Here is a 24,184-nt window from a genome sequence, read left to right as displayed (position 1 = left end):
TTGATCGGCTCACTTGAGCGGCTCACGCGGGGTGAAAGCCCCCCGCCGCTCGCCGCTGCTTACGAGCGCTGCGGATTGAGCTTGTCGCCCGAGTAGAGCTTGTTGAGCGCCGAGATATACGCCTTCGCCGAAGCGGCGACGATATCCGGATCGGTGCCCACGCCGTTGACGATGCGGCCAGCCTTCGACAGACGCACCGTCACCTCGCCCTGCGCCTGGGTGCCCGTCGTGATCGCATTGACCGAGTACAGCAGCAGTTCCGAGCCGCTGCCGACTTCGGTTTCGATAGCGTTCAGCGTGGCGTCCACCGGGCCGTTGCCCGCTGCTTCGCCGGTCACTTCCTTGCCGTCGGCCGAGAACACGACGCGCGCGTGCGGACGCTCGCCCGTCTCCGAATGCTGCGCGAGCGAGACGAACTTGAAGTGCTCCTTCTCCTGCGCCTCCGCCGATTCTTCAGTCACGATGGCGATGATGTCTTCGTCGAAGATTTCGGCCTTGCGGTCGGCCAGCTCCTTGAAGCGGGCGAACGCCGTGTTGAGTTCCGCTTCGCTGTCGAGCGCAATGCCGAGTTCCTGCAGGCGCTGCTTGAACGCGTTGCGGCCCGAGAGCTTGCCGAGCACGATCTTGTTGGCGGTCCAGCCCACGTCTTCTGCGCGCATGATCTCGTAGGTGTCGCGCGCCTTGAGCACGCCGTCCTGGTGGATGCCCGACGCGTGCGCGAACGCGTTCGCGCCCACCACCGCCTTGTTCGGCTGCACGACGAAGCCGGTGATCTGCGAAACGAGCTTCGATGCCGGCACGATCTGCGAAGTGTCGATACCGAGGTCGAGGCCGAAGTAGTCCTTGCGCGTCTTCACGGCCATGACGATTTCTTCGAGCGAGGTATTCCCCGCACGCTCGCCCAGACCATTGATCGTGCACTCCACCTGACGCGCGCCGCCGATCTGCACGCCGGCGAGCGAATTCGCGACGGCCATGCCGAGGTCGTTGTGGCAGTGCACCGAGAACACCGCCTTGTCCGAATTCGGAATGCGCTCGCGCAGGGTTTTGACGAGGTTGCCGTAGAGCTCAGGAACGCCATAGCCCACGGTATCCGCGATGTTGATCGTGGTCGCGCCTTCGTTGATGACGGCTTCGAGCACGCGGCACAGGAAATCCATGTCCGAACGGCTGCCGTCTTCGGGCGAGAACTCCACATCGTTCGTGAACTTGCGCGCGAAGCGCACAGCCAGCTTCGCCTGCTCGAGCACCTGCTCGGGCGACATGCGCAGCTTCTTCTCCATGTGCAGCGCCGAAGTGGCGATGAACGTGTGGATACGGAAATGGTCGGCGGGCTTGAGCGCGTCGGCGGCGCGCTGGATGTCCTTGTCGTTCGCGCGTGCGAGCGAGCAGATCGTGCTGTCCTTCACCATGCCGGCGATCGTATGGATCGCGTCGAAGTCGCCGTTCGAGCTGGCCGCGAAGCCCGCTTCGATGACATCGACCTTCATGCGTTCGAGTTGCTTCGCGATGCGGATCTTCTCTTCTTTCGTCATCGACGCACCGGGCGATTGCTCGCCGTCACGCAACGTCGTATCGAAAATGATGAGCTTGTCTGCTGCCATTTCGGGTCTCCAGGGGGACTTGTTCAGTGTCTAAAAACGGATTTTGGGTGTTCGCGCCACCGTTGGCGACGCTGACAATGAACGAAGCAGACGGAGGGCGAGCGAGATCAGCGCGGCAGGCGCGCTAGCGCTAGCGTGCTTAGCAGCGCGCCGGCTTGAAGAGAAGAGAGGGGGAACTGGATGGTGTCCATGCCGCCGACTATAGCGGGAATCCGTCGATAGCGCAATTGGCGGCAGCCGGCGGCCCGTGGCACAAATAAAAAGGGCCGCGCATCTGCGCAGCCCTTCATACGTTTGCCCGCTATTGCGCTGCGGCGGCGGTGCGGCGGCGCCGAGCCTTGGCCCTAGCGCTCGCGCGGCAACGAGCGCGCCGGGTTCGTGCGCCCGCGAATGCTCTGCCAGGCCCAGAACACATAGCCCGAAAGGCCATAGAGCACGAACAGGCCGAACAGCATCAACGGCGGATCGGACGACACGAGCACGAACGCCACCACCACGAGCAGCGTGGCCGCAAACGGCACGCGGTGCCGCACATCGAGCGCCTTGCCGCTGTAGAACGGCGCGTTCGAAACCATCGTCACGCCCGCGTAGATCGTCAGCACGAAGGCGGTCCAGGGTAGCCACGAAAGCTTCACAGGCACGCGGTTGTCGGTGGCGAGCCAGACGAAGCCGGCGATCAGCGCCGCTGCGGCCGGGCTCGGCAAGCCCTGGAAGAAGCGCTTGTCCACCACGGCGATATTGGTGTTGAACCGCGCGAGACGCAGCGCGGCGCCCGAGCAGTAGACGAAGGCCGCCAGCCAGCCCCAGCGCCCGAGGTCCTTGAGCACCCACTCATACATCACGAGCGCGGGCGCAACGCCGAACGAGACCATGTCCGAGAGGCTGTCGAACTGCTCGCCGAACGCGCTCTGCGAGTGCGTCATGCGCGCGACGCGCCCGTCCATGCCGTCGAGCACCATTGCCACGAAAATGGCGATGGCCGCCACTTCGAAGCGCACGTTCATGGCCTGCACGACCGCGAAGAAGCCGCAGAACAGCGCCGCGGTGGTGAACGCATTGGGCAACAGGTAGATGCCGCGCTTTTTCAGGAAATCCTGACGCGCGGCGCGTCGGCTCGCGGCGACGCCCACGGGATCCTGAACCGCCTTGTTACGGCGAAACGGGCGCGGTAGCGGCGCACCGGCGGAATTACGGGGTCGACGCGGTTTGAGTCCGGCCATCGCTGCCCTCCTTATACCGATTGCGTAGGCAATTCGGCGAGGATCGTCGACGAAGCGGACACCTTTTCGCCGATCGACACGCGCGGACGGCTGCCCACCGGCAAATAGACGTCCACACGCGAGCCGAAGCGGATGAAGCCGTAACGCTGGCCGCGCGAGAGCGGCTCGCCGGCGCGCACGTAGCAGAGAATGCGGCGCGCGATGAGACCGGCGATCTGCACCGAGGTGACGGTCGTGCCGTCGGCCATCGTGAGCACGACGGCGTTGCGCTCGTTCTCGGTCGAGGCCTTGTCGATGGCGGCGTTCAGGTACGCGCCCGGGAAGTATTCGACCTTCGCGACGGCGCCGTCCACGGGCGAGCGCTGCGAGTGCACGTTGAACACGTTCATGAACACGCTGATCTTGAGCGCTTCACGGTTGGCATACGGGTCGTGTGCGGTTTCAACCGCAACGATGCGGCCGTCGGCGGGGGACAGCACGGCGTTGGCCTGGGTGGGAATCGGGCGCGGAGGATCGCGGAAGAACTGGACGACGAAGATCAGGATCAGCCAGAACGGCCATGCGAGTCCGAAGCCCGCGACCGCATGGATCAGCAGCGCGACGACGGCCGCAATGGCGATGAACGGCCAGCCTTCGCGCGCAATGATCGGATGAGGGTAATTCATGGTGGCTTCGCTATTATTTTGAAAACCGTAGGATAGCAAAAGCCGCCCAGGGTTCATCCCACCTGGGCGGCTTTCTTTGATGCTGTGTGTCGTGCGACGGGCAAACCCGTACGCACGACCCGAACTGCGCTGTCAGATTAGTTCTTCGACTGGTCGACGAGCTTGTTCGCAGCGATCCACGGCATCATCGCGCGCAGCTTCGCACCGACCACTTCGATCTGGTGCTCGGCGCCGAGACGGCGGCGCGACTGCAGCGTCGGAGCACCGGCCTTGTTCTCGAGAATGAAGCTCTTCGCGTACTCGCCAGTCTGGATGTCCTTCAGGACGTCCTTCATGACCTTCTTCGTCTCTTCCGTGACGACGCGCGGGCCCGTCACGTACTCGCCGTACTCGGCGTTGTTCGAGATCGAGTAGTTCATGTTCGCGATGCCGCCTTCGTAGATCAGGTCGACGATCAGCTTCAGTTCGTGCAGGCACTCGAAGTACGCCATTTCCGGCGCGTAGCCTGCCTCGACCAGCGTCTCGAAGCCAGCCTTGATCAGCTCGACGGTACCGCCGCACAGCACGGCTTGTTCGCCGAACAGGTCGGTTTCGGTTTCTTCGCGGAAGTTCGTTTCGATGATGCCGGCGCGGCCGCCGCCGTTCGCTGCTGCGTACGACAGCGCGATGTCACGCGCCGCGCCCGACTTGTCCTGGTGGACAGCGATCAGGTGGGGCACGCCGCCGCCTTGCGAGTAGGTGCCGCGAACCGTGTGGCCCGGCGCCTTCGGGGCGATCATGATGACGTCCAGATCCGCGCGCGGGATCACCTGGCCGTAGTGAACGTTGAAGCCGTGCGCGAACGCAAGCGCTGCGCCGTTCTTGATGTTCGCGTGGACTTCCTTCGCGTAGACATCGGCGATCTGCTCGTCGGGCAGCAGCATCATGACGACGTCGGCGTTCTTCACCGCTTCGGCCACTTCCTTGACCTGCAGGCCGGCGTTCTCAGCCTTGCTCCACGATGCGCCGTTCTTGCGCAGACCGACCGTGATGTTCACGCCGCTTTCCTTCAGGTTCAGCGCGTGGGCGTGGCCTTGCGAGCCGTAACCGATGATCGTGACCTGCTTGCCCTTGATGAGGGAGAGATCGGCGTCCTTGTCGTAGAAAACTTTCATGATGGTTCCTTGGCGAGATACTTTGGTGAATTTCGATACTGCTTTTAGCTTGTGCTGCGCCGGATGCTTCGCTCGTGGGCTCGGCATCCGGTCAAGTTCCGGTGCTTGACCGGGTCGACCCGCTACTGTGGTCGGGTCACACCTTCAGAATGCGCTCTCCGCGCCCGATGCCCGAACTGCCCGTGCGAACGGTTTCGAGAATCGCGGCGGCGTCGATCGCTTCGATGAACGCGTCGAGCTTGTCGCTCGCACCCGTCAGTTCGATCGTGTAGGTCTTTTCGGTGACGTCGATGATGCGGCCGCGGAAAATGTCCGCCATCCGCTTCATCTCTTCGCGTTCCTTGCCGACCGCCCTTACCTTGATCAGCATCAGCTCGCGCTCAATGTGGGCGCCCTCGGTCAGGTCGACCACCTTTACCACCTCGATCAGGCGGTTCAGATGCTTCGTGATCTGTTCGATCACGTCGTCCGAGCCAATGGAAACGATGGTCATGCGCGACAGCGAACGGTCTTCGGTCGGCGCCACCGTCAAGGTTTCAATGTTGTAACCGCGTGCGGAGAAGAGGCCGACCACGCGCGAGAGTGCGCCCGGCTCGTTTTCCAGCAGAACGGAAATAATGTGTCTCATGATGTGATCCGCGATTTATCCAGGGTTCGTATTGGGCAGACGGGGCTACCGCCCTTCCCCGCGAACCCGCGCGCCCGTTGTGTGGGCGCGCGCTGCGCGAAGTCGGAACGGCGCCGTGCAACTGCCGTTACAGGTCTTCCGAGCCGAGCAGCATCTCAGTGATGCCCTTGCCGGCCTGAACCATCGGCCAGACATTCTCGGAAGGGTCGGTCTGGAAATCGAGGAACACCGTGCGGTCCTTCAGGCGCAGCGCTTCCTTGAGCGCCGGCTCCACATCAGCCGTCTTTTCGATCCGCATGCCGACGTGGCCGTACGCTTCGGCAAGCTTCACGAAGTCAGGCAGCGCATCCATGTACGAATGCGAATAGCGCTTGCTGTATTCGATCTGCTGCCACTGGCGGACCATGCCGAGGTAGCGGTTGTTCAGCGAAATGATCTTCACGGGCGTGTCGTACTGCTTGCAGGTCGACAGCTCCTGAATGCACATCTGGATCGAGCCTTCGCCCGTGATGCACAGCACGTCGTCGTCGGGGTGCGCCATCTTCACGCCCATCGCCGCCGGCAGGCCGAAGCCCATGGTGCCGAGGCCACCCGAGTTGATCCAGCGGCGCGGCTCGTTGAAGCGATAGAACTGCGCGGCCCACATCTGGTGCTGGCCCACGTCCGAGCACACGAACGCGTTGCCGCCCGTGAGCTCCCACGCCTTTTCCACCACGTATTGCGGCTTGATGATCTCGCTGCTGCGGTCGAACTTCAGGCAGTTCTTCTCGCGCCAGCCTTCGATGTCCTTCCACCAGTCGGCAAGCGCGGCCGTATCCGGGCCATGCTCGGCGTGCTGAAGCTGCTCGATGAGTTCCTTGAGCACTTCCTTGACGTCGCCGACGATGGGGATATCGACCTTCACGCGCTTCGAGATCGACGACGGGTCGATGTCGATATGAATGATCTTGCGCGGACGCGAAGCGAAGTGCGCCGGGTCGCCGATCACGCGGTCGTCGAAGCGTGCGCCGATTGCGATCAGCACGTCGCAGTGCTGCATCGCCATATTGGCTTCGTAAGTGCCGTGCATGCCGAGCATGCCGAGGAACTTGCGGTCGCTCGCGCGGTAGCCGCCCAGGCCCATCAGCGTGTTCGTGACCGGGTAGCCGAGCAGGTCGGCGAACTGGTTCAGCTCGCGCGACGCATCCGCGAGGATGATGCCGCCGCCGGTGTAGATGTACGGGCGCTTGGCCGAGAGGAGCAGCGACACCGCCTTGCGGATCTGCCCCGAGTGGCCCTTGGTGACCGGGTTGTACGAGCGCAGCGCGACGTTTTTGACCGGTTCGTACGCGCACGGCGTTCTGGACACATCCTTGGGAATGTCGATCAGCACGGGGCCGGGACGGCCGGTGCGCGCAATGTAGAAAGCTTTCTTGACGGTAGCGGCGAGTTCGCGCACGTCCTTCACGAGGAAGTTGTGCTTCACGCAGGGACGCGTGATGCCGACCGTATCGCACTCCTGGAAGGCGTCCTGACCAATCGCGGCGGTAGGCACCTGGCCGCTGATGATCACCATCGGGATCGAGTCCATATAGGCCGTCGCGATGCCGGTCACCGCATTGGTGACGCCAGGCCCCGAGGTCACGAGGCACACGCCGACCTTGCCGGTCGAACGCGAATAGGCATCGGCCGCATGCACGGCTGCCTGTTCGTGGCGCACGAGGACGTGCTGGATTTTGTCCTGCTTGTACAGCTCGTCGTAAATGTAAAGTACCGAGCCGCCGGGATAACCCCAAATGAATTCGACCTGCTCGTCGGCAAGCGCCTTCATCAGCACGGTTCCGCCGATGGAGGGATGAGCCTGGGAGTCAGATTCTTGCGAAGGGGGGACCGACGTGGAGAATTCCGCGCTGGGCATATTCATCATTGACCTTTCGAATTTTCGGCAAAAAATTGATCGGGTGCTCTCTGCCGGGCTTGTGGCTCGGGTTCAAGCGGCGCGTCCAGTTGACAGATGAGCCTCATGGGCCACACCTGAATTGAGACAAGTCACTTATGTTGCGAACCATCGAAGATATCGTTTAGTCATTGTTCGGTCAAGCAATTCTTGCCATTTCCGGCCATATCAGGCACAAACGTTGCGCACAGGCCCAACCCCACTCGCGGGCCGACGCGCGGCGAGCCCTGCAAGACCCTATCCCCGCGGCACCTGAGCGGCAAGCGGTCGCCGCGGCTTTATCCAGCGCACGTGCCACCGGCTAGCCGGATCGCGTGAAAATTTGCTAGGATCCGCGAGTTTTACGACATTTTTCGAACGATTACGCGTACGCTGGTGGCGGCGCCCTGCAACGGATGGCATCAGACAAGGAACTCGCCGACTTCCTGGCGGGCGTCGAAAGACGCGCGTTCAAGCAAACGGTCTACGCCGTGCGCGACGACGACGCCTCGCTCGATATCGTGCAGGACGCGATGATCAAGCTCGCGGAAAAATACGGAGACCGCCCCCCCGCCGAACTGCCGCTGCTCTTTCAGCGCATCTTGCAGAACACGATGCACGACTATTTTCGTCGGCAGAAGGTACGCAATACGTGGGTGAGCCTCTTTTCGTCGCTCGGCAACGCCGAGGACGAGGATTTCGACATTCTCGAAACCTTCGAGGCCGAGTCGGGTTCAGCGGGCGCGGAAAGCAGCGAGCAGCAGATCGAGCGCGCTCAGGTTCTCAATCTGATCGACGAAGAGATCCAGAAATTGCCGGCACGTCAACGGGAAGCGTTTCTGATGCGTTACTGGGAAGATATGGATGTCGCCGAAACCGCCGCCGCCATGGGCTGTTCCGAAGGGAGCGTGAAAACGCACTGTTCGCGGGCCACCCACACGCTGGCCCAAGCGCTCAAGGCCAAAGGAATCACGCTATGAGCTCCGCCCTTGACAATAAAGAAACAGAATTTGTGCAGGCAATGCGCCGCGCGCTCGACGAGAGCGCTGCGGGCTTGCCCACTGCCACCACTACCCGTCTCGCCGCTGCCCGCAAGGCGGCGCTAAGCCGCAAGAAGGCCGAGCAGCCCGTGTTCGTGCGCGTGCCGGCGTTCGCCGCCGCGGGGGCGGGCACGCTCTCCGGCGCCGTGAAGAGCGAGCTCAAGGCGCCGCGCCGCCGCGCCGCACTCGCGCGCGTCGCGCTCGCCTGGCCGCTCGCGGCGCTCGTCGCGGGCCTGTTCGCCATTGCGTACTTCGAAGACCAACAACGCACCGCGGAACTCGCCGATATCGACGCGGCCATGCTGAGCGACGACCTGCCGCTCACGGCCTACCTCGACCACGGGTTCAACGCGTACCTGTCACGCGCGCACTGAAGCGGGGGATTCACGAAGGTGAGTTACAAGCGCGGCCTGGCCGTTGTCATTGGATCTGCGGTCGCGGCACTCGTGTCGTATGCAGCGACGTATCCGCGCTTTCATCCCGCGCCTGCCGCCGAGCCTCCCGCAGCGGCGGCGGTGCAATCCCCGGCCTCCGGCGCCGAGGCCACGGCTGCTGTGCCATACACCCCGCCGACCGAAAACACCGGCCCGCTCTCTTGGGCACGTCTCTCGGACGCACAACGCGTCGCGCTCGCGCCCTTTGCCAGCGAATGGGACAAATTCAGCGACGCGCGTAAGCGGAAATGGCTAAGGATCGCCGCGCGTTACCCGAAAATGTCGCCTGAAGCGCAAAAGCACCTGCAGGAACGCATGACCGAATGGGTGCGCATGACGCCGGAGCAACGCCGGGTGGCGCGCGAAAACTATCAGGTGTCCAAGGAGATGACCGCGCAGGCGCGTCAGCGCGCGTGGAAGGCGTACCAGCAACTCTCCGAAGAACAAAAAGAGCGTCTCGCCGCCAGCGAGCGCAAGCGCCGCACCGTGGTCAGCGCGCCGCCGAGCGGCAACAAGAGCGAGATTCGCGATATCGAACGGCTCGTGAACGAGCGCGAACACCGCGTGCGGGCGCGCACGGCGTCCGGCGCCTCGGGTGCACACGGCGCGTCCTCGCCAGTGCTGCCGGATCAGCCGGGCAAGTCCGGGCAGCTACCCACGCCGCCTGCTTCCGCGCTTGCGGCCAGCATTCCTGCGGCAGGCAGCTTCGTGCCGGCCATTCCCGTGCCCGTGTCGCCCGCCGAGGCGCCCGCGGCGTTCAAGGGGTCCTAAGCCCGCGTTTAAATGCCAAACCAAGCGCCAAACGCAACGCCAACCCGCACAGCCGCACCACCCTTGCCGCCCGTCACCGTGCGCCGCCGGCTCGCCGCGCTCCTTTATGAGGGTGTGCTGCTCTTTGGCGTGATCTTCGTCGCCGGTCTCGCGTTGAGCCTCGTTCTGCAGCAGCGCAACGGCTACACCCACCATCGCCTGATGGCCGCGTGGATCATCCTCGTGGCGGGTGTCTATTTCGTCGGTTTGTGGCATCGCGGCGGGCAGACGCTGCCGATGAAAACCTGGCGCCTGCGCGTGACCGGCCCCGACGGCGCCCCGCCCTCACTCGCCCGCGCCACGCTGCGCTACCTCGCTGCCTGGCTGTGGTTCCTGCCGCCGCTCGTGCTGCATCCGCTCCTGAATCTCACGGTGCCGCACACGCTCGTGCTCGAGGTCGCCTGGTTCGCGTTGTGGGCCGCGAGCGCGCGCTTCGCGCCCGGGCGCCAGTTCCTGCACGACCGGATTGCCGGAACGCGCATCGTGGCCGTGCCGAGATAAGCAGGAAGCCGCCACGTCATCAAAGCGTCACGGCACGGTGCGCGGGCGCCGCCGTTCGCACAAGCCACCACGCAGCAAAGGACCTCGCCCCTCTCCCCGCGCGGCTTCGCGCGCGCCCGCGCCCATCTCACATGGACTGCGTAACAAGACTTTCTCGTGACTGTCATGGCAACGTCATGGCTCCATGGCGCAATGCGCGTATTGCAACCTGCCGCGTGAGCCATGGCCCAGAAGACGTCCGCGACCCCACTATTCCGGCAGACCACCGGGCCCAGCGCCGATCCCGCCGCCTTCCATCCCGGTCCGGACGCCACGGTGCCCACGCTGCCCCTGCCATTGCCCTTGAAGAGCGCGCCGTCCCCCGCCGCCCACGACGACGATCACCCCGCCGCGCATCGCTATCGCACGATCTGGCTCTCCGACATTCATCTCGGCACCAACGGCTGCCAGGCGAACTATCTGCTCGACTTCCTGCGCCATAACGATTCGGAGTACCTGTATCTCGTCGGCGACATCATCGACGGCTGGCAACTGCGCAAAGGCTGGTACTGGCCGCAGGCGCACAACGACGTCGTGCAAAAGGTCCTGCGCAAGGCGCGCAAGGGCACCCAGGTGGTCTACATCCCGGGCAATCATGACGAAGGCGCGCGCCAGTTCTGCGACCTAGCGTTCGGCGACATCCAGGTGCGCGAGGAAGCGTTCCATACGACGCTTGCCGGCAAGCGCCTGTGGGTCGTGCACGGCGATCTCTTCGACGGCGTGATCCAGCATGCCAAATGGCTCGCCTATCTCGGCGACTCGGCCTACACGCTGATCCTGGTGCTGAACCGCTGGTTCAACCGTATCCGCGCGAAGCTCGGATTCCAGTACTGGTCGCTCTCGCAGTACCTCAAGCATCAGGTCAAGAACGCGGTGAACTTCATCTCGTCGTTCGAGCGCGTGATGACCGACGAAGCGCGCCGGCGCGGTTGCGACGGGGTGGTCTGCGGACACATCCACAAGGCCGAGATCCGCGAGATTGACGAAATGCTCTACTGCAACGACGGCGACTGGGTGGAAAGCCTCTCGGCGCTCGTCGAAACCTTCGAGGGTGAGTTGCGCATCGTCTACTGGACGGTGATGCAGGCGCCCCAGGCGCAGGGCGCGACGCGCAAGGCTCGCGTGAGTGCCGCCTGAGCCACCACTCCAACACACGAAAACCGAGGGCCGACGACCGATGAAAGTAATGATCGTGACCGATGCATGGGAGCCGCAAGTCAACGGCGTGGTACGGACACTCAAGAACACGACGCGCGAGCTCATCGCACTCGGACATCAGGTCGACTTGCTTACGCCGCTCGAGTTCCGCACGGTGCCGTGCCCGACGTACCCGGAAATCCGGCTCTCGCTGCTGCCCAAGCGCCACCTGCACAAGCGCATCGACGCGTTTGGGCCCGACGCGATCCACATCGCCACCGAAGGCCCGCTCGGGCTCGCCGCGCGCCGCTACGCGATCGACCACGACCTGCCGTTCACGACCGCCTATCACACGCGCTTTCCCGAGTACGTGCAGGCACGCTTCGGCATTCCGCTCGACGTCACCTATCGCTTCCTGCGCTGGTTCCACAAGCCCTCGCTCGCGGTAATGGCGCCCACGCCCGTCGTGAAAACCGACCTCGAGAAGTTCGGCTTCACGAACGTCGTGCTGTGGACGCGCGGCGTCGATCTCGACATCTTCCAGCCGATGGAGTCGAAGGTGCTCAACACCGCGCGCCCGATCTTTCTGTACGTGGGGCGCGTCGCCGTGGAGAAGAACGTCGAAGCCTTCCTCAAGCTCGATCTGCCGGGTTCGAAGTGGGTCTGCGGCGAAGGCCCGGCGCTCGCCGAGCTCAAGTCGCGCTATCCCCAGGCCAACTATCTGGGCGTGCTGAGCCAGCCCGAACTCGCCAAGGTTTATGCCGCCGCCGACGTGTTCGTGTTCCCGAGCCGCACCGACACGTTCGGCCTCGTACTGCTCGAGGCGCTCGCGTGCGGCACGCCGGTGGCCGCCTACCCCGTCACGGGTCCGATCGACGTGCTCGGCACGGGTAGCGCGGGCGCGATGAACGAGGATCTGCGCGAGGCCTGTCTGGAGGCGCTCAAGATCGACCGCGCCACGGCGCGCGCGTGGGCCGAGCGCTTCTCGTGGATGGCCGCGTCCGAGCAATTCGCCTCGCACCTGAAGCCGCGCCCGCGCACGGCGATGCAGGAATCGGGCGCGGCGGCCTGAGCGCCGCTTTGAGCACAGCCCGCGGCCCGCAACGAAGCCGATGACCCGCGCCTCCACCGCACCCGGCGCCGACGACGGCGGCCAGACGCTTGCCGCCACGCCCCGCGCAGCGGCGGAGGACGCGTGCGATACTGCGGCATCGATTCCGTTTGTTATGGCCCCACGTCCTTCCTCACCGCCCAAAGTGACCAACGCGTCCGCCGCAAACACGCCGCGCGCGGGCGAGCGCGCCTCGCATCGCGAACCGCCACGGCCATCCAGCCGGCCCGAACCGCCCGAGCCACCGGAGCCCGCGCATCTGCACGAGCCGCTCGGCCCGGACGACCCGCTGGCCCCGCTACCGTTCAACCCCTATAAGGGCAACCGCGGCGTCATGCGCGCCTGGAACGCGCTCAAATATTCGATCAAGGGCTTTCGCGTCGCCATCCGCGAAGAAAGCGCGTTTCGCCAGGAGCTCACGCTCGCGGCCATCCTCGTGCCCATCGGCATATTCGTGCCGGTCGAGCCGGTCGAACGCGTGCTGCTGCTGGGCTCGGTGATGCTGGTGCTGATCGTCGAACTGCTCAATTCGAGCATCGAAAACGCCGTCGATCGCATCGGCCTCGAACGCAACGAGCTTTCGGGCCGCGCCAAGGATCTCGGCAGCGCCGCCGTGACGGTCGCGCTCCTCACCTGCGTGATGGCCTGGGGTTTGATCCTCGTGCCGCGCTTCGGCCCCGCGCTGCTGCACTGGCTCGGCATACGCTGAACCCCAGGCCCGTTCATACCCCGCTTGCCGGACGCGCTGGCTTTGTGCCAGGATCGTCGGTTTATAATCGACCGACAGTCTTAAAAAACGACCACCCGCGTCCGGGCAGACGGCGCTTCGCACAAGCGCGCAGCGTTGCAGGCCCGACGCCGCACATCCAAGGCCGGACGACATGGATTCCAAACCTCCCCGCCGTACACGCGAACGGATTCTTGAGCTGTCGTTGAAGCTGTTCAACGAGATCGGCGAGCCCAACGTCACCACGACGACCATCGCCGAGGAAATGGAGATCAGTCCAGGCAACCTGTACTACCACTTCCGCAACAAAGACGACATCATCAACAGCATCTTCAGCCAGTTCGAGCAGGAGATCGAAAAGCGTCTGCGTTTCCCCGACGACCATCGCGCCACCATCGACGAGATGTGGGCGTATCTGCAATACATGGTCGATTTCACGTGGCGCTACCGCTTCCTCTACCGCGACCTGAACGATCTGCTCGCGCGCAATCGCACGCTGGAGATGCATTTCAAGCAGATCATCAGCCACAAGGTGCACTTCGCGAAGCAGTTCTGCGAGCAACTCGTGGAAGACGGCGAGATGGTGGCCACGCACAACGAGATCGACGTGATCTCGACCAATATCGGCGTGATTGCCACGTACTGGCTCTCGTACCAGTTCGTGATGAATCCGCGCAAGTACAACGACCAGGAAGCGATCCAGGATGAACTGCACCAGGTGAGCGTGCAGATCGTCTCGATGATGGCGCCGTATCTGCGCGGCCGCGCGCGCCAGCTCTTCGACGACCTCGTCTCGGGCAAGCTGCCCAAGCGCGAGTTCTACGATTACCTGCCGCCGCGCGAGGGCACGACGGGCGCGACGGGCGTTGCAGGCGCCAAGGACAACAAGGATTGACGCGAATGAAAGCAGTCTGCGTATATTGCGGCTCCTCGATGGGAGCCCGACCGGTCTACGACGAGGCGGCGCAGGCGTTCGGCCGCGCGCTCGTCGATGCGAATCTCGCGCTCGTCTACGGCGGCGGCAAGGTGGGCCTGATGGGCGTGATCGCCGACACCGTGATGGCGCATGGTGGCCGCGCGATTGGCGTCATCCCCGAGCTGCTGGTGGACAAGGAAGTGGGCCACAACGGCCTCACGGAGCTGCACGTCGTGCCCGACATGCATCAGCGCAAGAAGATGATGGCCGACCTCTCCGATGGCTTCGTCGCGATGCCCGGCGGCGCGGGCACGCTCGAAGAACTGTTCGAGGTCTACACGTGGGCGCAGCTCGGCTATCACCACAAGCCGGTGGGCGTGCTCAATATCGACGGCTTCTACAACCCGCTCATGGCGCTGCTCGAACACACCGTGCGCGAAGGCTTCATGCGCCAGACCTATCTCGAGCTGCTGCAAGTCGACAGCGACCCCGCCGCGCTGATCGGCAAGCTCAAGCACTACCACGCGCCCGCCAAGGACAAGTGGGCCGATCTGCGCGAAAGCGTTTGAGCCGCATGTGAGCCCTGGCCGAAGCGCCGGGTCCGGTCGACAGGAGGTCACATACAGATGGGCAAGGTCGTTCTGATTACCGGCGCGAGTCGAGGCATCGGCCGCGCGTGCGCGCGGCTGCTCGGCGCGCACGGCTGGACCGTGGGCGTGAATTATCTGCACAACGAACCAGCCGCCGAAGAAACCGCGGCCGAGGTGGGCCGCGCGGGCGGCCACGCGCGCGTGCTGCGCGGCGACGTGGCGAGCGAAGCCGATGTGGTCGCGATGTTCGACACGCTCGAATCGGCCTACGGCCGCATCGATGCGCTCGTGAACAACGCGGGCATCGTCGCGCCCTCGTCGCGCGTCGCCGACATGGACGCCGCGCGTCTCAAACGCATGTTCGACGTGAACGTCTACGGCGCATTCCTGTGCGCGCGCGAAGCGGCGCGGCGCATGTCGAAGGATCGCGGCGGCGATGGCGGCTCGATCGTGAATGTGTCGTCGGCGGCGTCGCGCCTCGGTTCGCCCAACGAGTACGTCGACTATGCGTCGTCCAAGGGCGCCATCGACACGATGACGATCGGCCTCGCCAAGGAGCTCGGCCCCCAGGGCGTGCGCGTGAATGCGGTGCGGCCCGGCCTCATCGACACGGAAATTCACGCGAGCGGCGGCCGGCCCGAACGCGCGGCCGTGCTCGGCGCGCAAACGCCGCTCGGGCGTCCGGGCAGTGCCGACGAAGTGGCGCAAACGATCGTGTGGCTCCTGAGCGATGCGGCGTCGTACGTGACAGGCGCCCTGCTCGACGTGAGCGGCGGGCGCTGAGCGACAAGCCGGGCTTTTCGCAAGAACGGGCGCACGGCGCGCCCGCCCTGCCCGCTAGAACGCAGAGCCCGGCTCGCGCAAAAACGCGGCTTCGGCGTCGCTGGCCGGGCGCCCGAGCTGCGCATTGCGGTGCGGGAAGCGCCCGAAGCGTTCGATGACTGCCGCGTGGCGCAGCGCGAAATCGTAGTATCCCTTACCTTCTGGATCTTTCGCGAGCTCGCCGAAGAGCCGCAGTGACTCGCGCTGCGCATCGGCCGATTCCGCATGCTCGAACGGCAGATACGCGAACACGCGATGCTGCAGGCTCGGCAGGCGCTGATCGGCGCCGCTCGCCACCATCGCGCGCGCGATACCGAGCGCCTTGTCGTCGGCGGAAAACGCGCGCGGCGTGCCGCGATGGCAGTTGCGCGAGAACTGATCGAGCAGAATCACGAGGGCCAGCGCGCCTTCGGGCGTCGCGCACCAGGCGTCGAGCTCGTCCGCGCACGCGGCGTCGAGCAGCGCGCCAAAGCGTTCGAGCAAGTGCGCATCGAACGCCTCGTCCTTGTGAAACCACATCTTGCGTGCGCGGCCAAATTCTTCCGAGCCGGGCGAGCCGAACCAGAAGTCGAGCACCTCGCGAGCGCGCGGATCAACCTCGTCCCGAGCGCGAGCAGGGTTCGGCGCGACGCTCATTCGGTCAGCTCCAGCACGAGCCGGCGCGTGCGCGCGCTCTTCTTTTCGAGCTTCGCCACGCGCAGCCGGCCGATCTCTTCGGTGTTGCGCACGTGCGTGCCACCACACGGCTGAAGGTCGACGTTCTCGATGCGCAGGAGACGCACGCGCCCGAGCCCCATCGGCGGCTTCACGCTCATCGTGCGCACGAGCTCGGGGCGTTGCTGCATTTCGTCGTCGGTGATCCATTCGGTGGCCACGGGATGCGCCCCCGCCACCAGTTCGGCAAGACGCGCCTCGACCATCTCGCGCTCGATCGGCTCTACGGTCGCGAAATCCAGACGCGCGTACTCCGTCGTGATGCTGCAGCCGTCCACCGCATAGGGCAAGACCGCGCACATCAGGTGGCTTGCCGTATGCAAGCGCATATGCCGATGACGGCGTGCCCAATCGATCTCCGCGCGCACGCGCTCGCCGGCGGCGAGACGCGCAAGCAGCGCCTCCTGGCCCGGCGCGGGGACGTGCAGCGCGTCGTCGGGCGTCGCGCCTTCGAACTTGGCCTTGCGCGTATCGGCGATCTCGATGCGCGTGCCGTCGGCGAGTACGAGCGCGCCGGCGTCGCCGGCCTGGCCGCCGCCGAGCGGATAGAACACAGTCTGGTCGAGCCGCACGCCGTCCTCGCCAACGGCGATCACCGTGGCGTCGCACTGCGTGAGGTAGGCGTCTTCGCGAAACAGCGCGCGAGTGGGAAGTGTCGTCATGGGATCAATCGTCTCGCTTGGGTGCCGGATCCTGCATTATGGTGACGCGCGCATCAGCCCAAAATACAGACTGTGCGCGCGCCGCCGCCGGACTGTACCGGTGCGCTCACCGGGCCAGTCGGTTCTCAGCCGGGTTCTCAGGCGCCGCCTCAACCCGGACGATTGCGCATCCAGTCGGCGGTATCGAAAAACGAATGCAGCAGGCGCTCGCGCAGCGCCTCGGGCAGCCCGACATCATCCATCGCCCACGCCATGCAGCGCAGCCACTGGTCGCGCTCGGACGAGGCGATGGCGAACGGCAGATGACGCGCGCGCAGGCGCGGATGGCCGAAGCGCTCGATGTAGTGGTCCGGTCCGCCAAGCCAGCCGCACAGGAACCAGAACAGCTTGTCGCGCGAGCCGTCCAGCGTCTGCGGGTGCATCGCGCGGATGCCGGCAAACTCGGGCTCGAGGTCCATCAGGTCATAAAAACGGTCGACGAGCTCGCGCACGCGCGCCTCGCCGCCGACGAGTTCGAAGGCCGTGGGCTGCTGCGGCGCTTCGTCGGCTGGATCGGTCATACAGTTCAATCGTTGCGGAAACAGTTGCGAAAACGAAAGTCGGCAAGGTGTGCATGGCGCCAGGCCGGGAAAGCTCGCATTTTCGCATGGCCGCGCAGGCTGCGCGCGCGCCGCTCCTGCCTGCGCCGTGCTCGCCGCTATGCCTGCCGCCGCGCCCGCCGAAGGACTCTCGATGATGAGCGTCTAGCGCGCTCGCGCCCACACCCGCATGGCCTCGTCGATGGTGAGCGCCACCCTTTCGCCCTCACGCAGCGCCGTGTCGCTGCGCGCGATCACCACCGGTCCCGCCTGCGTGCGCACGCTTGAGAGATACACGTCGCCCGCGCCCTGCGCGCCCACGCGATGCCGCACCACCGTAGTCTCCTCCACGGCGCCGCCCGCCGCGGGCTCGCTCGTCCAGTCCGCCGCGCCACAACGCGGGCGCGGGCAGCGGTAGCGCGCCGGAAAAAGGGCCTCGCCGCACGCATTGCAGCGCGGGATCACCAGAACCGTCTCGCTCATGCCTGCCTCCTTTCGAGCACCACGGCGTTCGCGCACATGCCGTAGCGATACTGCACCATGCCGTAGCCGCTCACGAGCGCGAGCCGCGCCTCGCGCACCTGACGCGCGCCCGCCGCGCCCTGCAATTGCCGGATCGCTTCCACGAGCCCGTGCATGCCGCCCGCCGCGCCCGCCTGCCCGGCCGAGAGCTGTCCGCCCGAGGTGTTCACCGGCAGCTCGCGTGACGCGATACGCGCAATCAGCGCGCGCAGGTCGCCGTCTGGCGCAAAACCGAGATCGGCGAGCTGGATCAGCGACATCACCGGATAGTCGTCGTAGACCGAGATCACGTCGATGTCGGCTGGCGCGGCCTCGGCTTGGGTCCAGAGCGTGCCCGCAAGCGCCGCGAGGCCGGTCTCCAGACCGTCGCCCATCTGATGATCGGGGTTGTAGCGGCATTGCAGCGCGCGCACGTGGAGCGGCGCGTTCGCCGCTTCGCTCCGCGTTTTCACGAGATCCGCGCGCGCCACCACGATGGCATTCGCGCCGCACACCACGGGCACGCAATCGAAGCGCCCGAGCGGGTCGGCAACGCGCGGCGCCGCGAGGTACTCGTCGAGCGTGAGCGGCGTGCGATACACCGCGTCCGGATTGAGCCCGGCCCACTCGCGCTGCGCCACGCACAACGCGCTGTAATCGCGCGCCTGCAGCCCGTAGCGCCGCGCGTGGCGCTGCGTGAGCATCGCGAAGAGGCTGTTCGGCCCGCCGTTCTCGAGCGGCCGCAGATACGTGCGCGTCGTGAGGTTGTAGTGCTCGATCAGTTGCCGGAAATCGGCGGCCTCGAAGCGGTCGCCGGACAGCAGCACGATCACCGAGGCGTCGCCGTGCTGCACCGCGCGAATCGCGTGCTGCAGCATGTTGATCGCGCTTGCGCCGCCGTGGCAGTCGTCCATGCACCAGCGCGGGCTGATGCCCAGCCGCCAGGCCATGTCGATCGCATGATCGGGCGCGAGCGTGAACGACGCCACGCCAACACCGTCCACTTCGCGCGCATCGAACCCCGATTGCTCGAGCGCGAGCGCAAACGCCTGGGCGAGCAAATCGCCCGTCGTGTGCTCCGGCGCCTGGCGGCGGTACGGCACTTCCACGCCGCAGACAACGGCAGCGCCATCGAAATCAGATTGCATGTCCCCTCCTCGCACGGCATGCCGCCGCGCGTGTCCTGTCCGTATTCATCTTGCCTCGACCCCTTCGCAGTTTCCCGCCGTGCTCACCTGCATCTCCGCCTGCTCCGATGGTTCACGGTGCACCGCCTCGGGCGCACCCGCCTTGACAGCCGGTTTTTTTCATTATCCAATAAAACACATGAATTTTCATATTTTCGAATCTAAAGGGTTTACGCGCAGGTTTGCACACAGACAGCCTTCCCGACGCGTCAATCCCGCCGATCGAGACATGTAGCCCCACATCGCCATGCACGCCAGACACCGCAGCGTCCGGTCCCGTGAATCGCTCAGGAGACACCTCATGACAGCTTTCATGACACCCCGGACATCGCTCGGCCGCGCCGCCGCCCAAGGAGCCTCGCGATGAGCGCCGCGCCCGTCACCGATGCCTTCGACGTTATCGTCGAGGCCATGGAGCCGCTCACGTCGCACGTCACGGCCTTTCGTCTGCGCGCCGCCGATGGCCGCGCCCTGCCCGGCTTCACCGCAGGCGCGCATATTCGCGTGCAAGTGGGCGGCGACGGCAATGATTGGCGCGCCTATTCGCTCGTCAATCTCGCGTCCGATGCCTGCACCGCATGCGAGCAGGCTCCCGATTGCTATCTGATCGCCGTGCGCCGCGAAGACACGGGCGCGGGCGGTTCGCTGTGGATGCACACGCAAGTGCGCGCCGGCGATACGCTGCGCATCGCCCCGCCGGTCAACGCGTTCGCACTCGAAGCGGATGCCGCCAGCGCCGACGCCGTGCTGATCGCGGGCGGCATCGGCATCACGCCGATCGCCTCGATGGCCGCCGCGCTCGCCGCGCGCGCGTCCCGCTACGCGTTGCACTACACCGGGCGCTCGATCTCGCAACTTGCCTTCGTCGACGCATTGCGCGCGCTCGCGGGCGAGCACCTGCACCTCTATGGCGACGACGAAGCCAGCGAAGCCCAGCGCTTCGATCTCGCACGCCTGTTCACCACGCTCACGCCGGGCCAGCCGCTCTATGTGTGCGGCCCGCAAGGCCTGATCGACGCGGTCATCGCGCTCGCCACCGAACGCGGCTGGCCGCGCGAGCGCATCCGCTCCGAGCTGTTCGCGACCGCGGCGCCCCAGGCTGGCGACGCCGCGTTCGAAGTCGAGCTACGCCAGAGCGGCGTGACGCTCACCGTGGCCCCCGCGCAGACGATCCTCGACGCCATGCTCGACGCCGGACTCGATCCGCTCTACGACTGCAAGCGCGGCGAATGCGGCGTGTGCCAGGTAGGCGTGATTGAAGGCGATGTCGATCATCGCGATTACTGCCTCAGCGTTGCCGAAAAGTGCTCGGGCAACGTGATGCATATCTGCGTGTCGCGCGCCCGTGCGGGTCGCCTCGTGATCGACGCATAGGCACGCGCCCCAACACAACGCACCGCACCGCACCGCACGCCAACGTATAAACATACAAACGCACCAAGCCCCAGCCAAGGAGCCCCGTCATGCCCCGCTATCGCGAAGACGCCGCAGCACTCGCCGCGCTCGTCGAGCCGGACCAGGTTCACCGCGACGTCTATCTGGATCAGGAAGTATTCGACCTCGAAATGGAGCGGCTCTTTCACCGCACCTGGGTCTATCTCGGCCACACGAGCCAGGTGCCCAACACCGGCGACTATCTCACCGTCGACATCGCCAAAGAGCCGCTCGTAATGGTGCGCCAGGCCGATGGCAGCGTGCGCGTGCTGAAGAACCGCTGCGCGCACAAAGGCGCGAAGCTCGTGAGCGCGCCCAACGGCAACACCGGCAAATTCTTCCGCTGTCCTTATCATGCGTGGACCTACAAGACCGATGGCAAGCCGCTCGCAATCCCGCTGAAGAACGGCTATGAAGGTACGCGCATGAGCGAGTGCCCCTCGGGACAGGGCCTCACCGCCGTCGCCAACGTTCAGACGTATCGCGGCTTCGTGTTCGTGCGGCTGTCCGACGAAGGCCCGTCGTTCAGCGAATATTTCGGCGACTCGCTCTCGTCCATCGACAACATGGCCGACCGCTCGCCCGAAGGCGAGCTGGAGATCGCGGGCGGCTGCCTGCGCTACGTGCACAACTGCAACTGGAAGATGTTCGTCGAGAACCTCAACGACACGATGCATCCGATGGTGGCGCACGAGTCGTCGGCAGGCACGGCGAAAAAGCTCTGGGACGGCAAGAGCGCCGACGAACCGAAACCCATGGCGATCGAGCAGTTCGTGCCGTTCGTGTCCGACTACGCGTTCTTCGACGGCATGGGCGTGCGCGTCTTCGAGAACGGGCACAGCTACACGGGCGTGAACTTCTCGATCCATTCGAGCTATTCGGCGCTGCCCGAATACGAGCAGCAACTGGCCGCCGCCTGGGGCGAGGAGAAGGCCAGGCAGGTGCTCGGCACCGCGCGCCACAACACGGTCTACTACCCGAGCCTCACGATCAAGGGCGCGATTCAGGCGATTCGCGTGGTGCGCCCCATCGCGCCGGACAAGACCGTAATCGAGTCGTGGACCTTCCGCCTGAAGGGCGCGCCCGAGGTGCTGCTGCAACGCACGCTCACGTATTCGCGCCTCATCAACTCGCCGATGTCGGTGGTGGGTCACGACGACCTGCACGCCTACCGCGCGATCCAGGAAGGGCTCGCCGCGAACGGCAACGCATGGGTGAGCCTGCACCGCGACTATCGCGCCGACGAGGCGCAAGCACCGGAGCTCACCGTCAACGGCACGAGCGAGATCTCGATGCGCAACCAGTTCCGTGCATGGGCGCGCTACATGGCGCCGCAAGCGTTGAAATGATCCCGAGGACACAAGTGATGACCCCAGTGATGACCCCTGCGATGCCTCCATCGATCGACAATGCCCTGCGAGAGACGCTGATCGACTTCGTCTACCGCGAGGCGCGCCTCATCGACGAAAAGCAGCTCGACGCATGGTACGAGCTGTTCACCGAAGACGGCCTCTACTGGATTCCGCTCGCGCCCGATCAGCGCGACGGACTCAATCACGCCTCGCTGATGTACGAGGACCGCCTGCTGCTCCAGTTGCGCATCGAGCGCCTGAAGCAGCCGCGCGCCTTCTCGCAGCAGCCCGAGAGCCGCTGCCAGCACGTGCTGCAACGCCCCGAGATCGAGTCGGCCGGCGCCGATGGCTATCGCACGCGCACACCGTTCTTCTACGCCGAGGTACGCGGCGACGAGCAACTCGTCTTCACGGGCGTCGTGCGCCATCACCTCGTCGAGGAAGACGGCGCGCTGCGCATTCGCGAAAAGCGCATCGACCTGCTCAATTGCGAAGCGGCGCTGCCGTCGGTCCAGCTCTTCATGTGAGGCACGCGGTGAACCACGAACAACGCCATTCCGCTCCGTTGCCTTACGCGTCCGTTTACGCGGCTTTTGCAGCAAGCGCCGAGCGCTATCCAGATCACGACTTTCTCGTCGTTCTGCCGGAGACCGCGCAGATCTACGGCATCGACGCGCAAACGCTGCGTTACGGCGAGGCGCTCGCACGCGTGGACGCGCTCGCCGCACGCTACCGCGCTGCGGGCTTCGGGCCGGGCCATCGCGCGGGCCTGATGCTGGAGAACCGGCCCGCGTTCTTCCTGCACTGGCTCGCGCTGAACGCACTCGGCGCCTCGGTCGTGCCGCTCTCCACCGAACTGCGCGCCGCCGAGCTCGAATACATCACGGGCCATAGCGAGCTCGATCTCGCCATTGCGCCCGCCGCGCGTCACGCCGATCTGCACGCGGCAGCGCTTGCCGCGCAACGCAGCGTCGCGATCTGCGATGCAGATGCCGATGCCGATGCCGATGCCGATAGGCAAGCGATCCCGCGCGCCGCCAACGCACCGCACGCGCGCACGCCCGATGCCGATACCGAATGCGCCCTGCTCTACACCTCGGGCACGACGGGCCGCCCGAAGGCCTGCGTGCTGCCCAACGAATACTTTCTGCTCGCGGGCCTCTGGTACAACCGCATCGGTGGCCTGTGCACATTGCGCCCCGGCGTCGAGCGCCTCATCACGCCGCTGCCGATGACGCACATGAACGCGATGGCGTACTCGACCATGGCGATGATCCTCGCGGGCGGCGCCATCGTCGCGCTCGACCGCTTTCATCCGCGTAGCTGGTGGGACAGCGTGCGCGCCTCGCGCGCGACCGTGATCCACTATCTCGGCGTGATGCCGGCCATGCTGCTCGGGGCGCCGGAAAGCGCGAACGACGGCGACCACGCGGTGCGCTTCGGCTTTGGCGCCGGCGTCGACAAGACCTTGCACGCGCCCTTCGAAACGCGCTTCGGCATCCCGCTGCTCGAAGCCTGGGCGATGACCGAAACCGGCGCGGGCGCCGTGGTGATCGCCAACCGCGAGCCGCGCAACATCGGCCGGTCGTGCTTCGGCAAGCCCGAGGCGGCGCTGGAGGTGCGCATCGTCGGCGACAATGGCCAGCCGGCGCCGACGGGCGAACCTGGCGAGTTGCTCGTGCGCGTGAGCGGCGACTATCCGCGCCGGGGTTTCTTCCGCGAATATCTCAAGGATGCCGAAGCAACGGCGTCGGCGTGGGAAGGCGGCTGGTTCCATACCGGCGACATCGTGAAGCAAGACGCCGACGGCCAGATGTACTTCATCGACCGCAAGAAGAACGTGATTCGCCGCAGCGGCGAGAACATCTCGGCAGTCGAGGTCGAGAGCGTGCTGCGCAAGCATCCGTGCGTAGCCGACGTGGCCGTCGCGGCCACCCCCGATGCGGTGCGCGGCGACGAAGTGCTCGCCTGCATCGTCTTGCGCGAGCCGCTGCGCGGCGCCGAACGTGCCGAACGTGCCGCCGAGCTCGTGCAGCTCTGCCTCGCGCAACTCGCTTATTTCAAGGCGCCCGGCTATGTCGCGTTCGTCGATGCGCTGCCGCTGACCGGCACGCAGAAGGTCCAGCGCGCCGCGCTCAAGGACCTCGCGCGCACGCTGCCCGGCATGCCGTGTTGTATCGATACGCGCGCTATGAAGAAACGGCAGGATTGAGAGAATTGATGTTGGTTTTTTTGTTGTGGTTCCTTCGCGTTTCCTTGTGTTCGTGTCGGTCTATTAGCGTTGCCCCTGTGCGGGGCGGCCCCTACTTTTCTTTGCAGCCGCAAAGAAAAGCAACCGTATTGGAAGTCAAGCGTCGCGGGTGTTCCAGGGAGTTGAATTGTGGATCATGGCGTTAAGCATGGTGAGCAGTTTGCGCATGCAGGCGGTGATGGCGACCTTGAA

At 65.4% G+C, this 24,184-nt stretch carries 25 protein-coding genes; 14 read left to right on the top strand and 11 right to left on the bottom strand.

The features are described from left to right. Nucleotides 1-59 precede the first annotated feature (59 nt). The 6 genes from L5014_RS31880 to L5014_RS31855 form a co-directional block, all read right to left on the bottom strand. A complete protein-coding gene (locus tag L5014_RS31880) occupies nt 60-1,604 on the bottom strand; it encodes a 2-isopropylmalate synthase (RefSeq protein WP_238467782.1) in 1,545 nt (514 codons plus the stop codon). Nucleotides 1,605-1,948: 344 nt separating this feature from the next. Beyond that, a complete protein-coding gene (gene pssA / locus L5014_RS31875; protein WP_238467781.1) occupies nt 1,949-2,824 on the bottom strand; it encodes a CDP-diacylglycerol--serine O-phosphatidyltransferase in 876 nt (291 codons plus the stop codon). An 11-nt stretch (nt 2,825-2,835) separates the two neighbouring features. Continuing rightward, nucleotides 2,836-3,489, bottom strand: coding sequence for a phosphatidylserine decarboxylase (locus tag L5014_RS31870; protein WP_238467780.1), 654 nt, complete (start codon nt 3,487-3,489; stop codon nt 2,836-2,838). Nucleotides 3,490-3,626: 137 nt separating this feature from the next. Continuing rightward, entirely contained in the window at nt 3,627-4,730 is a 1,104-nt protein-coding gene (gene ilvC / locus L5014_RS31865; protein ID WP_338019361.1) for a ketol-acid reductoisomerase, read from the bottom strand. Nucleotides 4,731-4,779: 49 nt separating this feature from the next. Beyond that, nucleotides 4,780-5,271, bottom strand: coding sequence for an acetolactate synthase small subunit (ilvN, locus tag L5014_RS31860; RefSeq protein WP_238467778.1), 492 nt, complete (start codon nt 5,269-5,271; stop codon nt 4,780-4,782). A 127-nt stretch (nt 5,272-5,398) separates the two neighbouring features. After that, entirely contained in the window at nt 5,399-7,174 is a 1,776-nt protein-coding gene (locus L5014_RS31855; protein ID WP_238467805.1) for an acetolactate synthase 3 catalytic subunit, read from the bottom strand. A 428-nt stretch (nt 7,175-7,602) separates the two neighbouring features. Here L5014_RS31855 and L5014_RS31850 point away from each other — a divergent pair, with 428 nt between their 5' ends. From L5014_RS31850 to L5014_RS31805, 10 genes are all read left to right on the top strand, one after another. Beyond that, nucleotides 7,603-8,166 (top strand): RNA polymerase sigma factor, encoded by a 564-nt coding sequence (locus tag L5014_RS31850; RefSeq protein WP_238467777.1) that lies wholly within the window; start codon nt 7,603-7,605, stop codon nt 8,164-8,166. Then, complete coding sequence (locus tag L5014_RS31845) at nt 8,163-8,600, top strand: DUF3619 family protein (protein WP_238467776.1); 438 nt, start codon at nt 8,163-8,165, stop codon at nt 8,598-8,600. The genes L5014_RS31850 and L5014_RS31845 overlap by 4 nt, the downstream gene beginning before the upstream one ends. An 18-nt stretch (nt 8,601-8,618) precedes the next feature. After that, nucleotides 8,619-9,431: a DUF3106 domain-containing protein gene (locus L5014_RS31840; protein WP_238467775.1), complete on the top strand. Its 813-nt coding sequence runs from the start codon at nt 8,619-8,621 to the stop codon at nt 9,429-9,431. Nucleotides 9,432-9,443: 12 nt separating this feature from the next. Beyond that, nucleotides 9,444-9,971: an RDD family protein gene (locus L5014_RS31835; protein WP_238467774.1), complete on the top strand. Its 528-nt coding sequence runs from the start codon at nt 9,444-9,446 to the stop codon at nt 9,969-9,971. A gap of 222 nt (nt 9,972-10,193) precedes the next feature. Beyond that, nucleotides 10,194-11,147 (top strand): UDP-2,3-diacylglucosamine diphosphatase, encoded by a 954-nt coding sequence (locus tag L5014_RS31830; protein WP_238467773.1) that lies wholly within the window; start codon nt 10,194-10,196, stop codon nt 11,145-11,147. A 40-nt stretch (nt 11,148-11,187) separates the two neighbouring features. Then, nucleotides 11,188-12,219 carry a glycosyltransferase family 4 protein gene (locus tag L5014_RS31825; RefSeq protein ID WP_238467772.1) on the top strand — a complete coding sequence of 344 codons (1,032 nt, stop codon included), beginning with the start codon at nt 11,188-11,190 and terminating at the stop codon, nt 12,217-12,219. Nucleotides 12,220-12,373: 154 nt separating this feature from the next. After that, nucleotides 12,374-12,967, top strand: a complete 594-nt coding sequence (locus L5014_RS31820) for a diacylglycerol kinase (protein WP_338019362.1) — start codon at nt 12,374-12,376, stop codon at nt 12,965-12,967. A gap of 172 nt (nt 12,968-13,139) precedes the next feature. After that, the gene (locus L5014_RS31815; RefSeq protein ID WP_238467770.1) at nt 13,140-13,880 is read left to right on the top strand and encodes a TetR/AcrR family transcriptional regulator; all 741 of its coding nucleotides are present in this window, start codon (nt 13,140-13,142) and stop codon (nt 13,878-13,880) included. Nucleotides 13,881-13,885: 5 nt separating this feature from the next. Then, nucleotides 13,886-14,470 carry an LOG family protein gene (locus tag L5014_RS31810; protein ID WP_238467769.1) on the top strand — a complete coding sequence of 195 codons (585 nt, stop codon included), beginning with the start codon at nt 13,886-13,888 and terminating at the stop codon, nt 14,468-14,470. 57 nt (nt 14,471-14,527) lie between these two features. Continuing rightward, nucleotides 14,528-15,274, top strand: a complete 747-nt coding sequence (locus L5014_RS31805; RefSeq protein WP_238467768.1) for an SDR family oxidoreductase — start codon at nt 14,528-14,530, stop codon at nt 15,272-15,274. 54 nt (nt 15,275-15,328) lie between these two features. On the opposite strand, the gene L5014_RS31800 is transcribed toward L5014_RS31805, so the two are convergent. The 5 genes from L5014_RS31800 to L5014_RS31780 all read right to left on the bottom strand — a co-directional run bounded on the left by L5014_RS31800 (nt 15,329) and on the right by L5014_RS31780 (nt 18,916). After that, nucleotides 15,329-15,949, bottom strand: a complete 621-nt coding sequence (locus tag L5014_RS31800) for a DUF924 family protein (RefSeq protein ID WP_238467767.1) — start codon at nt 15,947-15,949, stop codon at nt 15,329-15,331. Next, nucleotides 15,946-16,689 carry an alanyl-tRNA editing protein gene (locus tag L5014_RS31795; protein WP_238467766.1) on the bottom strand — a complete coding sequence of 248 codons (744 nt, stop codon included), beginning with the start codon at nt 16,687-16,689 and terminating at the stop codon, nt 15,946-15,948. The genes L5014_RS31800 and L5014_RS31795 overlap by 4 nt, the downstream gene beginning before the upstream one ends. Nucleotides 16,690-16,838: 149 nt before the next feature. Then, entirely contained in the window at nt 16,839-17,249 is a 411-nt protein-coding gene (locus tag L5014_RS31790) for a group II truncated hemoglobin (protein ID WP_028218543.1), read from the bottom strand. Nucleotides 17,250-17,432: 183 nt separating this feature from the next. Then, nucleotides 17,433-17,750 carry a zinc ribbon domain-containing protein gene (locus tag L5014_RS31785; protein ID WP_238467765.1) on the bottom strand — a complete coding sequence of 106 codons (318 nt, stop codon included), beginning with the start codon at nt 17,748-17,750 and terminating at the stop codon, nt 17,433-17,435. Next, nucleotides 17,747-18,916, bottom strand: coding sequence for a thiolase family protein (locus tag L5014_RS31780; protein ID WP_238467764.1), 1,170 nt, complete (start codon nt 18,914-18,916; stop codon nt 17,747-17,749). The genes L5014_RS31785 and L5014_RS31780 overlap by 4 nt, the downstream gene beginning before the upstream one ends. Nucleotides 18,917-19,318: 402 nt before the next feature. Here L5014_RS31780 and L5014_RS31775 point away from each other — a divergent pair, with 402 nt between their 5' ends. The 4 genes from L5014_RS31775 to L5014_RS31760 all read left to right on the top strand — a co-directional run bounded on the left by L5014_RS31775 (nt 19,319) and on the right by L5014_RS31760 (nt 23,953). Continuing rightward, nucleotides 19,319-20,329, top strand: a complete 1,011-nt coding sequence (locus tag L5014_RS31775; RefSeq protein WP_238467763.1) for a PDR/VanB family oxidoreductase — start codon at nt 19,319-19,321, stop codon at nt 20,327-20,329. 89 nt (nt 20,330-20,418) lie between these two features. Next, nucleotides 20,419-21,738 (top strand): aromatic ring-hydroxylating dioxygenase subunit alpha, encoded by a 1,320-nt coding sequence (locus L5014_RS31770; protein ID WP_238467762.1) that lies wholly within the window; start codon nt 20,419-20,421, stop codon nt 21,736-21,738. Nucleotides 21,739-21,755: 17 nt separating this feature from the next. Further along, the gene (locus L5014_RS31765; RefSeq protein ID WP_238467761.1) at nt 21,756-22,268 is read left to right on the top strand and encodes an aromatic-ring-hydroxylating dioxygenase subunit beta; all 513 of its coding nucleotides are present in this window, start codon (nt 21,756-21,758) and stop codon (nt 22,266-22,268) included. Between the two features lie 38 nt (nt 22,269-22,306). Further along, entirely contained in the window at nt 22,307-23,953 is a 1,647-nt protein-coding gene (locus L5014_RS31760; protein ID WP_238467804.1) for an AMP-binding protein, read from the top strand. Nucleotides 23,954-24,184: the final 231 nt, after the last annotated feature.

This window comes from Paraburkholderia tagetis (assembly GCF_022213065.1).
GTDB lineage: Bacteria > Pseudomonadota > Gammaproteobacteria > Burkholderiales > Burkholderiaceae > Paraburkholderia > Paraburkholderia tagetis.
The sequence above is the reverse complement of the archived record's forward strand: the minus strand, read 5'-3'. Positions and strand labels throughout refer to the sequence as shown.

Bases quoted from the DNA above. Each gene is read 5' to 3' on its own strand.
- L5014_RS31870 (WP_238467780.1), bottom strand. From the start codon at position 3,489: ATGAATTACCCTCATCCGATCATTGCGCGCGAAGGCTGGCCGTTCATC.
- L5014_RS31770 (WP_238467762.1), top strand. From the start codon at position 20,419: ATGCCCCGCTATCGCGAAGACGCCGCAGCACTCGCCGCGCTCGTCGAG.
- L5014_RS31845 (WP_238467776.1), top strand. From the start codon at position 8,163: ATGAGCTCCGCCCTTGACAATAAAGAAACAGAATTTGTGCAGGCAATG.
- L5014_RS31795 (WP_238467766.1), bottom strand. From the start codon at position 16,689: ATGACGACACTTCCCACTCGCGCGCTGTTTCGCGAAGACGCCTACCTC.
- L5014_RS31785 (WP_238467765.1), bottom strand. From the start codon at position 17,750: ATGAGCGAGACGGTTCTGGTGATCCCGCGCTGCAATGCGTGCGGCGAG.
- L5014_RS31780 (WP_238467764.1), bottom strand. From the start codon at position 18,916: ATGCAATCTGATTTCGATGGCGCTGCCGTTGTCTGCGGCGTGGAAGTG.
- L5014_RS31790 (WP_028218543.1), bottom strand. From the start codon at position 17,249: ATGACCGATCCAGCCGACGAAGCGCCGCAGCAGCCCACGGCCTTCGAA.
- L5014_RS31765 (WP_238467761.1), top strand. From the start codon at position 21,756: ATGACCCCAGTGATGACCCCTGCGATGCCTCCATCGATCGACAATGCC.
- ilvC (WP_338019361.1), bottom strand. From the start codon at position 4,730: ATGCCGAGCCCACGAGCGAAGCATCCGGCGCAGCACAAGCTAAAAGCA.
- L5014_RS31855 (WP_238467805.1), bottom strand. From the start codon at position 7,174: ATGAATATGCCCAGCGCGGAATTCTCCACGTCGGTCCCCCCTTCGCAA.
- L5014_RS31810 (WP_238467769.1), top strand. From the start codon at position 13,886: ATGAAAGCAGTCTGCGTATATTGCGGCTCCTCGATGGGAGCCCGACCG.
- L5014_RS31800 (WP_238467767.1), bottom strand. From the start codon at position 15,949: ATGAGCGTCGCGCCGAACCCTGCTCGCGCTCGGGACGAGGTTGATCCG.
- pssA (WP_238467781.1), bottom strand. From the start codon at position 2,824: ATGGCCGGACTCAAACCGCGTCGACCCCGTAATTCCGCCGGTGCGCCG.
- L5014_RS31835 (WP_238467774.1), top strand. From the start codon at position 9,444: ATGCCAAACCAAGCGCCAAACGCAACGCCAACCCGCACAGCCGCACCA.
- L5014_RS31820 (WP_338019362.1), top strand. From the start codon at position 12,374: ATGGCCCCACGTCCTTCCTCACCGCCCAAAGTGACCAACGCGTCCGCC.
- ilvN (WP_238467778.1), bottom strand. From the start codon at position 5,271: ATGAGACACATTATTTCCGTTCTGCTGGAAAACGAGCCGGGCGCACTC.
- L5014_RS31850 (WP_238467777.1), top strand. From the start codon at position 7,603: ATGGCATCAGACAAGGAACTCGCCGACTTCCTGGCGGGCGTCGAAAGA.
- L5014_RS31805 (WP_238467768.1), top strand. From the start codon at position 14,528: ATGGGCAAGGTCGTTCTGATTACCGGCGCGAGTCGAGGCATCGGCCGC.
- L5014_RS31825 (WP_238467772.1), top strand. From the start codon at position 11,188: ATGAAAGTAATGATCGTGACCGATGCATGGGAGCCGCAAGTCAACGGC.
- L5014_RS31830 (WP_238467773.1), top strand. From the start codon at position 10,194: ATGGCCCAGAAGACGTCCGCGACCCCACTATTCCGGCAGACCACCGGG.
- L5014_RS31775 (WP_238467763.1), top strand. From the start codon at position 19,319: ATGAGCGCCGCGCCCGTCACCGATGCCTTCGACGTTATCGTCGAGGCC.
- L5014_RS31815 (WP_238467770.1), top strand. From the start codon at position 13,140: ATGGATTCCAAACCTCCCCGCCGTACACGCGAACGGATTCTTGAGCTG.
- L5014_RS31880 (WP_238467782.1), bottom strand. From the start codon at position 1,604: ATGGCAGCAGACAAGCTCATCATTTTCGATACGACGTTGCGTGACGGC.